Genomic DNA, 11,745 nt, shown 5'->3' on the forward strand with positions numbered 1-11,745 from the left:
CCCATGCCCCAACTCGCTGCCTTTCCCAAAGCCTACATGCAAGCCCTCTGCAAAGACGGGTCGATGACGGTGGCCCAGTGGATCGAACTCGCTGCCACGCTCGATATCGATGGTTTGGAGTTCTACGCGGGCTTTCTCGAACTCGCTGACGAAGCGAATTGGGTTTCCTTTCGCCAGCAAACCGAAGACGCTGGCATGGTGATCCCCATGCTCTGTTGCTCACCGGATTTCACGCATCCCGATGCGGCGTTTCGCGATGCGGAGATTGCCAAGCAGAAACATTGGATCGAGATGACCGCCGTTCTTGGTGGCAGCTATTGCCGTGTCCTCAGTGGGCAACGCCGCCCGGAACTCACCACCGACGAGGGCGTCAAGCTCGCTGCCGATAGCATCAAGGCCTGTCTGCCATACGCGAAACAGCACGGTGTGACCCTCATCTTAGAGAACCACTACAAGGACGATTTCTGGGAATACCCCGAGTTCGCCCAAGCGATGGACGTGTTTTGCGATCTCGTCGACGCGATTGATGATCCGAACTTCGGTGTCAACTACGACCCCAGCAACGCGTTTTTAGCGGGCGATGACCCGATCGAGTTGCTCAAACGAGTCTCCGACCGGGTGGTCACGATGCACGCCAGCGATCGATACTTGTTGACTGGAACAATTGAGGATTTGCGAGCCGAGGAAGGTGGGGCGGTCGGCTATGCCAAGCGACTCTCTCACGGCGAGATCGGCAAGGGGCTCAATGATTACGACGCGATCTTTGAAGAACTCGCGAGCAAAGGATTCGATAGCTGGATCAGTATCGAAGACGGTGTGGATGGGATTGACCAGTTGCGCCGAAGCGTTGAGTTTTTGAAGAAAAAAATTGCGTTGCATTGGCCGTCCAACGCCGGTTAACGAACCACCTGCCAAACCGTTATCGACAGATTGAGACGCGTGAGCAACGCGTGATCAATAACTGGCGTAGTGGATCTTGTTAAGACGCGCCCGACAAAAGTCTCATGCTACCGGCTTCTTTCGTGGGCGAGATGCGTTACCTTTTGCTGTATGGATTTAGCTTTTTTCTTCGAGTGGTCGGTTAGTCAGTGAAAACCATCGAACTACCTACGCAGCAAAGACTTTTCGACCCGTTCGAGGGCGTCATCGGCCCCATGGGGCGAAAGATGATTGACAACGGATGGCAGGGCCTCCTTCGCGACGTGCTCTTGGAGCAGATGCCCATCGGCCTCGTCGGTGAGCATCTCAGTGACGATCAAGGACGACCAACCTTTGAGTTGCACGCGATCATCGCGCTCCTTTGGATCCGTGACTTTCAAGGTTGGACTGTCCCCCAGGCCCACGAAGCACTGCTGTTCCGAACCGACATCCAGTACGCACTGAACTTGGAGCCAAGCACCGAAGTCACTCAGCGAACCATTGAACGCTACATCGCTCGAATGCAAAGCAACGAGAAGATCAGTGAGGAGATCTTCGCAGGCGTTACCGACACCCTGCTGCAAAGCATGGAAGTCAAAGTCAAAAAGCAGCGTCTCGATTCCACCCATGTGCTCAGCGACATGGCTACCCTGGGACGCGCCCAAATGATCGGCGTGGCCCTGCGGCGGTTCTTCAAGAAAGTCGAAAAGCACGACGCTCAGTCTGGTTCGGCTAGGCTGATCGACCGATTTGACGACGAGCTTTTGGCCCGCTACCGCAAGCAATCCGACAGCCGAATCTTTGGCGACGCACGCACTACCGAACAGCGGAAAATTGCGTTGCAGCAAGCCGCCGAAGACCTCTGCTTAATCCTCAATGAATTAACCGAAACCAAGCCGATCTGCGACTGGGACTCCTTCAAACAACTGCAAACGATCTTTAACCAGCAGTGCGAACTTCGGGAAGAATTCGTCGAAGTTCGCAAGAAAACCGGCGGCCATGTGATCGTCAATCCGTCGGATCCCGACGCGACCTACAGCGGTCACAAAGGAGCCGGATACCAGGTTCAAATCGCCGAGACGTTCAACGAAGACGGCGAGCCGAACTTGATTACTTCGGCCAAAGTCGAAACCGCTGCGGACAACGACGCCGATGCGGTCTCGCCGGTGTTGGAGGACTTGAAAAAGCGGGACGCCATGCCAGACGAACTGCTGGCTGATACCGCTTACGGTGGCGACGCCAACGTCGAGTCGGCTAAGCAAGAAGGCGTCGAATTGGTCGCTCCGGTGCCAGGCTCGAAGAAGTACGATGCTGATGAAATCGGCTACGACCAATTCAAGCTCAACTGCGCCGGTGAACTGGAGTCTTGCCCGGCTGGTCACGCTCCCGAGTCGACCAACTACAACGCCAAAGGCGACTACACTTTCGCACAGATGGATCCCGAGAAGTGCCAGCACTGCCCGCTGCTTGCACACTGCCGCGTTCAACGCAATCGGGACACCGAGCAGCCGACCGGCCGCATTCAATTTACCGGCAGTGCGGTTCGAGCCGACGCGCGTCGTCGCCACGAGCAGAGCGACGAGTTCCGCGATAGGTACCGTTGGCGGTCGGGTATCGAAGGGACCAACGGTTGCCTCAAGCGAATGATGGGCTTGGGTCGGCTCCGCGTTCGCGGCCACAATGCGGTGAAGCTTTCGATCCTACTGAAGCTGGCCGGTTGGAATCTGCTTCGAGCGGTGGCAATGCGCCGCCAGAGAACGAATTCGCTCCAATTGGCCACTAACTAGGAGAAACAGGGGCAATAGGCGACTAGGACGACGGTTCATGTAGAGCCTGCGACTCCTCGACAGTCAAACCAGGGCCTCCAGAGAGGCCTCGGCTAAAAACTTTTGCACCACCAAAAAAAGTCGCCCGCAGCAAAGCTACCTAATGTCGGTTGCGTCTGTTAAAGATCCATCCAGAACAGGATCTTTAACAGACGCGCCCGACAAAAGTCTCATGCTACCGGCTTCTTTCGTGGGCGAGATGCGTTACCTTTTGCTGTCTGGATTTAGCTTTTTTCTTCGAGTGGTCGGTTAGTCAGTGAAAACCATCGAACTACCTACGCAGCAAAGACTTTTCGACCCGTTCGAGGGCGTCATCGGCCCCATGGGGCGAAAGATGATTGACAACGGATGGCAGGGCCTCCTTCGCGACGTGCTCTTGGAGCAGATGCCCATCGGCCTCGTCGGTGAGCATCTCAGTGACGATCAAGGACGACCAACCTTTGAGTTGCACGCGATCATCGCGCTCCTCTGGATCCGTGACTTTCAAGGTTGGACTGTCCCCCAGGCCCACGAAGCACTGCTGTTCCGAACCGACATCCAGTACGCACTGAACTTGGAGCCAAGCACCGAAGTCACTCAGCGAACCATTGAACGCTACATCGCTCGAATGCAAAGCAACGAGAAGATCAGTGAGGAGATCTTCGCAGGCGTTACCGACACCCTGCTGCAAAGCATGGAAGTCAAAGTCAAAAAACAGCGTCTCGATTCCACCCATGTGCTCAGCGACATGGCCACCCTGGGACGCGCCCAAATGATCGGCGTGGCCCTGCGGCGGTTCTTCAAGAAAGTCGAAAAGCACGACGCTCAGTCTGGTTCGGCTAGGCTGATCGACCGATTTGACGACGAGCTTTTGGCCCGCTACCGCAAGCAATCCGACAGCCGAATCTTTGGCGACGCACGCACTACCGAACAGCGGAAAATTGCGTTGCAGCAAGCCGCCGAAGACCTCTGCTTAATCCTCAATGAATTAACCGAAACCAAACCGATCTGCGACTGGGACTCCTTCAAACAACTGCAAACGATCTTTAACCAGCAGTGCGAACTTCGGGAAGAATTCGTCGAAGTTCGCAAGAAAACCGGCGGCCATGTGATCGTCAATCCGTCGGATCCCGACGCGACCTACAGCGGTCACAAAGGAGCCGGATACCAGGTTCAAATCGCCGAGACGTTCAACGAAGACGGCGAGCCGAACTTGATTACTTCGGCCAAAGTCGAAACCGCTGCGGACAACGACGCCGATGCGGTCTCGCCGGTGTTGGAGGACTTGAAAAAGCGGGATGTCATGCCAGACGAACTGCTGGCTGATACCGCTTACGGTGGCGACGCCAACGTCGAGTCGGCTAAGCAAGAAGGCGTCGAATTGGTCGCTCCGGTGCCAGGCTCGAAGAAGTACGATGCTGATGAAATCGGCTACGACCAATTCAAGCTCAACTGCGCCGGTGAACTGGAGTCTTGCCCGGCTGGTCACGCTCCCGAGTCGACCAACTACAACGCCAAAGGCGACTACACTTTCGCACAGATGGATCCCGAGAAGTGCCAGCACTGCCCGCTGCTTGCACACTGCCGCGTTCAACGCAATCGGGACACCGAGCAGCCGACCGGCCGCATTCAATTTACCGGCAGTGCGGTTCGAGCCGACGCGCGTCGTCGCCACGAGCAGAGCGACGAGTTCCGCGATAGGTACCGTTGGCGGTCGGGTATCGAAGGGACCAACGGTTGCCTCAAGCGAATGATGGGCTTGGGTCGGCTCCGCGTTCGCGGCCACAATGCGGTGAAGCTTTCGATCCTACTGAAGCTGGCCGGTTGGAATCTGCTTCGAGCGGTGGCAATGCGCCGCCAGCGAAAGAATTCGCTCCAATTGGCCATTAACTAGGAAAAACAGGGGCAATAGGCGACTAGGACGACGGTTCATGTAGAGCCTGCGACTCCTCGACAGTCAAACCAGGGCCTCCAGAGAGGCCCCAGCTAAAAAATTTTGCACCACCAAAAAAAGTCGCCCGCAGCAAAGCCACCTAATGTCGGTTCCGTCTTAACAAGATCCACTACGGTAAACCCGTCACTTATTGTTCTTGGTATCCTGAGCGTCCGGGGGCCGCGTGTTCCCCGACGCCTTACAGTGTGCGGCTCAAGAGTGATGGCCGAATTGGATTCCAGGAACAGACCGCCTGCGACGATTTTCGACGGAAGTTGCGGGAAGATCAGAGGACGATGGTGTTTTGGAACATGAAGCCCGTGCTCGATTTCAAAAAAGGCAACCCGTGCGATACTTCCGTTCATATGCTTTCCTCATCTTCATCGCTGTCGTGTTTGGCGAGTCTTGGTTGCCCGCAGCAGAACCGGCACCCCGTACTCAGGGGGACGCTGACGCTGCGGCGAGTGACCCCTCGTCGTCGGCGGCGGCACGAGGGTTTGAATTCTTAGTCAACAAGGCTTACCTGCCCAGCGATTTTGATCAGGAAGTGTTCGACAACCTGTGGCAGAGTTGGCCCAAAGCACTCCGTGACCTGGCTGCGGACGCGTCCCTCGGCGAGCGACGGGCGATGGCGTTTGAACGGTATGGATTGACGCCACGCCCGGGCCGAGATCCTAATCAGGGCATCGGCGAAGCGCTCGATCCAGCCGGCCCGGGGAAACCGCTGCAGTATGTCGTTGAAGAAAATGGCGACTGGACAATGAACTGCTTTTCCTGTCACGGGGGAACGGTTTATGGGCAACCGACTCCCGGGGCTCCCAATAATCGATACGCGCTGCAAACCTTGACCGAGGAAGTCCGCAGCACCAAGTTTCGGCTGGGCAAAACACTTGGGCGGATGGAACTCGGGTCACTCGTTATCCCGCTGGGAACGACCAACGGCACAACCAACGCAGTGGTGTTCGGCATGGGGCTGATGAACTATCGCGACGACCAGCTCAATCTGGTGGACCGACCACCGGTCGCGTTCACACATCACGACATGGACGCACCGCCTTGGTGGCATTTCTATCGACGACCGTACATCTACATTGACGGGTTTGCTCCGAAAGGTCATCGCGGCTTGATGCAGTTCATGCTCGTGCCCGAAAACAAAGCCAGCTTCTTTGCCGACCATGAGCATGAATTTCGAGATGTCTATGCCTACCTGTCGTCACTGCGGGCACCGAAGTATCCCGGGCCAGTCGATCGATCTCTGGCGACTCGGGGCGCGAAACTGTTTGAAAACAACTGTGCCGAGTGTCATGGGATATATGGTCACGCCACGGACGCGGAATCAATCGCGGCGTATCCGAATCACATGGTTGCTATCGAGGAAATTGGCACCGATCCGGTTCGACATAGCGCGCTGACGGTGGCGGGCCGCGAACACTACTCTCGGAGCTGGTTTGCCGAGGCGCCCGAAGCCGAGGAACGCCGCACGCTAACGGCTCCCGCTGGATATGTGGCGCCGCCGCTCGATGGTGTCTGGGCGAGTGCTCCGTACTTGCACAACGGCAGTGTCCCCACGCTTTGGCATGTTCTGCATCCCGCGCAGCGGCCGACCGTGTGGCGACGGGTTAACGATGCGATCGACGAAACCAAGGTGGGCCTATCCATCGAGACCGTGGGCCGGGTTCCCCTCGAGGCGCCGGATGTGGCGATTCGCAGGAGTTACTTCGATACGCGGCGATTTGGCAAGTCGGCATCGGGCCACGATTACCCCGATCAACTCAACGAGTCCGAAAAGCGGGCAGTGCTGGAGTATCTTAAAACGCTCTAGCGGTCAGTTCAGTGTACTGCGAGGAAGGAATCTCGCGGCATGATCCAGTGTCTTGGCCCGAACATCGCCGAAAGGGACCCGTTCCTCTTGGAACCTGACCATGCGACAATAGGCAGTTCAGGCGGAGTTTTTTGCTCGCGTCTGGCGTCATTCATCGTTTCTAGAGAAAACCCGTGTCCAATTTATCGCCCGCCGGCCAACAGCTTGTTCAAACGCTGGCCCAACGCCATGCGGTTTCGCCTGAGGCCGTCACTCACATGTTGATCGCTGTGCAAAACGGCAACGGCACGATGGCTCAGTTCAACCATCCCGAATTCGGCGGTGCGGGCCAGTGGATGCGGGGCGGCATGACCATGGTCAGCGATTTGTTCAATTACCAATTGAAATCTCGCGTTGACAATCTCTGTAGCGATATCTCCAACGAGCTTGCCAACCATCAAACCACGCCCCTGTTCGGTTCCTTTCAATCACAATCTCAGGGTGGCTCCAGCCAACAGACGCAAGCATCGGGTAGTCTGGGCGGATCGAATTCGCTGTTCGTGCCTGATCCGCAACAAAACTGGTGGCCGCAGGATTTAGGGGCGCCCAACGCGGTGGGAAGCCAAAACAATATCCGTTACGCCTACTTTGCCAACGCGCGTCGATTGGCCGTTTCCACAGGCGGCGATATCTGGGTCTACGACACCGGGGATCACCAGATCGGTGGATTCTCACAGCAGCAGGGTATCGGGGGCTCGATTACATTCAGTAGCCAGTTCGGCACCGTAAATTTGTCCACTTTGCCAGTCGTGATGCGAAACGGTGCCCGCGTGGAAGCTGTCCAACAACCTGTCGCCAGTCCCTCGATTGCCGAGCCCGAAGCGATGCCGCTGGCAGAACCTCACTCTCAAAACCCAGACTCGCCGGCGCAGTGGGACAGGACATCCACGGCTGCCTCGCCAGATCAACACGCCATTCTCGCAACGCTGGAAAAACTCGGCGGACTGCACGACAAGGGGTATCTGAGCGATGAAGAGTTTCAGGCCAAAAAATCGGAACTGCTATCTCGACTGTAGGCACAGGATCGACGATGAATCAGATTTATCTGCCGCAATCCAAACTCGGCCTAGTGAATCGATACGGGTGATGCCTTAGACTGCCGCTCATGAACAAAAGACTCACGAAAATCAGCAAGTACCTGACCTTCATTTTGCGGCATGAACCGCACTCGATCGGCCTCCAGCTTGACGGTGAGGGCTACGTGGCGCTTGACGAATTGATCCAGAAAGCCAACGCATCCGGTAAAACGATTACGGCTGAACAGGTTCAGCAAGTCGTGGCGGGTCACGATCCACCCATGTTTGCCCTCAGCGACGACGGGGGTCGCATCCGTGTCGTGGAGCGGCTGGCGCAGCCGTCTAGGCCTCAAAGAAAACGGTCACCCTGGGCGGGGCAGAGATGACGAAGGCGATTTCTCGAATGTGACCTGGATTTTTCCCCGTCACCGTTTGTCGCACAGCTTCTTTAGTTTTGCCAGGATGACGTCACCGGCGAAGCAACCTCCTTCATAGCACAGCTCCTTCCCACCGCCGCCGCCGGCGAAGCGAGGTTGATGGGCGTTTTGCTGCGGCCAGCCCGGTCCGTTGGTTGAACCCGTGACATAGAGGTTGCCGCTTTTGTCGAAGAAACATGCTCGACCATAGTCATAACTTTCACCACCCAGGTAACTGCTGAACTTCAAGTGAGAGAAGTCCGCAGAGAGGACGGACACCGTCGCGTCGTGTTGATTCGATCGCTGCGATTGCAGTGCTGTGGCGGTGATGGGGAAGTCGTCGGAAGATGTTTTGCCCGCGAAGAAGACGTCGCCCGTTTCACTGATGCCGATGCCATCGGGTTCCTCTTCTCCGCTGCCGCCAACGTAGGTGCTGGCGAGTAACGCTCCCGTCGTGGTCGAGAATTTCGCGACGGCAACATCGTTGTGACCTCCCGCCAGCTTGCTCTGAAATACGCCCTTGGTGACCGGCAGGTCGTTACTGGTGGTCAGTGTGCACAGATAGGCGTTTCCATGTTGGTCAACGCCCATGTTGTGGGTACTGTTGCCTTCTTCGATTCCGCTGCCGCCGAAGTAAGTGCCAAACAATAACTTTGAACCATCCGAGCTCAATTTGGCAATGAATGCGTCCCCCTCGCCGTTGTATGAACGGTCATGGGCTTGGTCGGTCGTCGGCACGTCGTCGGAATGTGTCGTGAAATTTAGGTAGACGTTCTTTTGGTCGTCGATGCGAATGCCACAGTTGGGCGTTTCGCTTCCCGAGCCTCCAAACCACGTTGCCCACAGGACTCGACTGCCGTTGCCAGCGATTTTTATGGCGCCAATTTCTACGTCGCCCGCAGGGGTCGGTTGGTAGGCGTTGGAAAACCACGCCTCTGGCGGTAGAGGGCCTTCCGCGGTGTAGTGCAGCGCGAGGTAGATATCACCATCGGCATCAATGGAAAGGTCGCGGCACAGTTGACCGACGCCAACATAGGCAGCCCACTCGATCGCCGAGCCATCGGGATGTAGTTTCGCTATAAATCCGTTCTGCTGTCCGTAGATGCCGTTGTCGGTCCCCTTAAATTCCGACTGGAACGCTCCGGCTGTGACAGGAAAGCCTGGCCCTGCACGCCCACTGATGTAGACGTAGCCTGCCGAGTCGACTTCTACCGCATACGCGCGGTCATAGTTCGGGCCACCCAGAAGCGTTGACCAGATCAGTCGCCCGCTGGCATCAAACTTACTGACAAAGGCATCGCAGTAACCGCCGCTGCCAATTTGGCTTCCCGATTGATTGTGTTGGCGTTGACATGCGCCGTCAGTTGTCGGGAAATCACGGGATTGGGTTCCGCCTACGATATAGACGCTCCCGTCGTCATCGACGAACACGTCTCGGGCATGTTCCCAGTCCGAGCCGCCTAGAAACGTGGAAAAGGCAAGTTCGTAGTTGTCAGCCGTCGCCGCGTCGGGTCCGTAAAACGCGAGAAAGGTGAATGCGAAGCACGACGTATAGAAAGCGATTCGTTGCATAGCCGCTCAGTAATCGCCGATGACGTTATGGTCGTTCTTGCGACTGAGATTTGAGAAGATTTCGGGGGACACCGATTCGCTGAGAGTTCGTGTCGAACCGTCTGCTAAGACAATCGTGACGAGCCCGAGATGGAAGCTGTAGGGAGAGGCTTCATTATCGACATTGATGAATCGTTCGCAGGTATCGCAGCCCTTGGCTGTCCCGTCCTGTGACCAATTGTAGATTCCGACGCCGTTGTTTCCGGCCCATGGACCATAACTGTAAAACTGAGCGTTGGACGGCGGAGGTTGTTGCCTCCCCTGATTCCAGTGGCTCGGTTTTCCCGCCATCTCAAAAAGTAGGATCGTTTGGCTGGTCCCGTCCAGGATATCGGCGAAACGACTACCCTTTTCATTCAGAATGCCACAGTCGGAATCCCACACGTGGACCTTGCCGCCCGACGGGGACGCTTGCACATAATGTAACCCCCGGACACCCTGGTAGGCGGAGGCGATGGCGGTGATGTCTGGAAGTGCACTGACGTCCGTTGTCCAACCAACATTCCAGCCTGCATAAATCGGCATGGCGCCATCACCGGGTGCCGATGGACAACTGAATAACGGAACTGGCTGATTGACGGCCGGTTGGTTGGCAACGTCATCGAAACCATAGTTTTGATTATAGGTGTCTTGAAGATTCGATCCTTCCATATAAGGCAGGATCATCGCCAAGAATCCAGTCACCACCTTGGTTGGATTGCCCGTTGAGCCCGTCCCATCATAGACGAGTCGGCCCGGAGGCAAGGTGTTCATGGAACCGTGGTAATTGTGGCACGCCAGACCAACCTGCCGCAAATGATTGCTGCACTGCATCCGCCGTGCTGCTTCTCTGGCTGCCTGCACTGCAGGTAACAGCAGCCCGACCAAAACACCAATAATCGCAATCACGACCAGCAGTTCAACCAGCGTAAACGCGTTGTGATTTGATGGTTTTCGGTTCCTACAGTGCATGGAAGTTCTCCGCGCTAGAAAGTTGTCAACAGAAGTTGTCGCGTTCCTGGCTGGCGGAGGTGAAAGCGGTCAGAGCCGACGATCCCAAGCTGGCTTGGCTGCATTTAATGCGAACTGGTCTCAATAGTAATTCGGTGGTGCCCCGTTCGGCAACCCCCTAGGGCACGAGAAATTTGCTGTATCTACTCTCGCCAGAGCGTGGAATCCACGTTCTGGCGAACGTAGCGACTCGGGTTATTCATTCACGGTCGCAATCGCAACCAGGCAACCCGTTCGCAAAAGATGCGTCACAGTTTGGTCGTGGCGTAGAAGTGCATCATCCCGTAATACATCGCGGCCGCGGTGATCACGCTTAGCGAGAGGACGGCCCCGCCTAGCAACCGGGTGCGTTTGATTTGCCACCACATGAGCAGTCCCGTGACGCCCCAGGTGACCATCGCGATGGCCATCGCATCGATGAAAAGTGACCAGATTCTGCGGCCATTCCAATGCGGTGGTTGGCCATGGGAGGTGTGCAGTCGTACCAGGAAAGCGCGCGGAGAGTATCCGTCGGCCCCTGTGTATTGGGTGACGTCCACGTGACCATCGCGAAGGACGTAGGTCACCCGGACGGGAGTCCCGTCGACCGTGGCCAGGAAATTCAATTTGCACCAACCCAGGGGCTCAAGCTTGCCGGTGGATTCAATGCCTGCTCGGTCCAGCACCGCAGGGACGGTTTGTCGGGCGAGTTCGAAGGGGGCGGGGTGGATGGTGACGCGTTTGAGTTCATTTAAGACCGGCTCGAGTGGTTCTCGGTTTTCCGGGAGCGTGGCCACCCACGCCGACTTGTCGACGGGGTTTAGGTGGACGGCGTGCCGGGTGCCCTCATGATTTAGCTCGAAGCCAATATCGTTGGTGAATTCGGGGGCTTGGTCTGGATCCAATTCGATGGTGGAGTCCGGGGCGGCTTGGCGCATTGCGACCAAGACCTGGTCGGCCAATTCGGATCCGTCAGGGAAATTTGCCCATGCAGGATCGGTCAGCTCGCTCGCGTCCATCTGCTGTATGGTCGCTTCGGGGAATAGCCCGAAGTGGTTGAGCATCGCTCCTGTCGCGCCGTAAAGAAACACCCAAGGGAGGAGAAACAGGCCAACATACAGGTGTGTGCGACGCAGGGCCATCAAGATTTTACTGCGTGTTTTACGCGGCCATCGACTCGTCGAACGCTGGTCAGTGGTGTCCGTTTTCATTCGCT

Annotated in this window: 9 protein-coding genes; 6 read left to right on the top strand and 3 right to left on the bottom strand. The window is 56.6% G+C overall.

The features are described from left to right. The first annotated feature begins 3 nt into the window (after window positions 1-3). From SH410x_RS09905 to SH410x_RS09930, 6 genes are all read left to right on the top strand, one after another. Window positions 4-900: a sugar phosphate isomerase/epimerase family protein gene (locus SH410x_RS09905; protein ID WP_473676343.1), complete on the top strand. Its 897-nt coding sequence runs from the start codon at window positions 4-6 to the stop codon at window positions 898-900. Between the two features lie 188 nt (window positions 901-1,088). Beyond that, the gene (locus SH410x_RS09910; RefSeq protein ID WP_473676344.1) at window positions 1,089-2,705 is read left to right on the top strand and encodes a transposase; all 1,617 of its coding nucleotides are present in this window, start codon (window positions 1,089-1,091) and stop codon (window positions 2,703-2,705) included. 295 nt (window positions 2,706-3,000) lie between these two features. Then, the gene (locus SH410x_RS09915; RefSeq protein WP_473668332.1) at window positions 3,001-4,617 is read left to right on the top strand and encodes a transposase; all 1,617 of its coding nucleotides are present in this window, start codon (window positions 3,001-3,003) and stop codon (window positions 4,615-4,617) included. Window positions 4,618-5,002: 385 nt separating this feature from the next. Further along, window positions 5,003-6,478 carry a c-type cytochrome gene (locus SH410x_RS09920; RefSeq protein ID WP_473676345.1) on the top strand — a complete coding sequence of 492 codons (1,476 nt, stop codon included), beginning with the start codon at window positions 5,003-5,005 and terminating at the stop codon, window positions 6,476-6,478. 173 nt (window positions 6,479-6,651) lie between these two features. After that, the gene (locus tag SH410x_RS09925; protein WP_473676346.1) at window positions 6,652-7,533 is read left to right on the top strand and encodes an SHOCT domain-containing protein; all 882 of its coding nucleotides are present in this window, start codon (window positions 6,652-6,654) and stop codon (window positions 7,531-7,533) included. Window positions 7,534-7,622: 89 nt separating this feature from the next. Beyond that, the gene (locus SH410x_RS09930; protein ID WP_473676347.1) at window positions 7,623-7,919 is read left to right on the top strand and encodes an RNA 2'-phosphotransferase; all 297 of its coding nucleotides are present in this window, start codon (window positions 7,623-7,625) and stop codon (window positions 7,917-7,919) included. A gap of 39 nt (window positions 7,920-7,958) precedes the next feature. Here SH410x_RS09930 and SH410x_RS09935 read toward each other — a convergent pair whose 3' ends face one another. From SH410x_RS09935 to SH410x_RS09945, 3 genes are all read right to left on the bottom strand, one after another. Continuing rightward, entirely contained in the window at window positions 7,959-9,521 is a 1,563-nt protein-coding gene (locus SH410x_RS09935; protein ID WP_473676348.1) for an SBBP repeat-containing protein, read from the bottom strand. A 6-nt stretch (window positions 9,522-9,527) separates the two neighbouring features. Then, a complete protein-coding gene (locus SH410x_RS09940; protein ID WP_473676349.1) occupies window positions 9,528-10,511 on the bottom strand; it encodes a DUF1559 family PulG-like putative transporter in 984 nt (327 codons plus the stop codon). Window positions 10,512-10,798: 287 nt separating this feature from the next. Continuing rightward, window positions 10,799-11,740 carry a PepSY domain-containing protein gene (locus SH410x_RS09945; RefSeq protein WP_473676350.1) on the bottom strand — a complete coding sequence of 314 codons (942 nt, stop codon included), beginning with the start codon at window positions 11,738-11,740 and terminating at the stop codon, window positions 10,799-10,801. Between the last annotated feature and the right edge of the window lie 5 nt (window positions 11,741-11,745).

It is taken from the genome of Rhodopirellula sp. SH410, assembly GCF_055811895.1.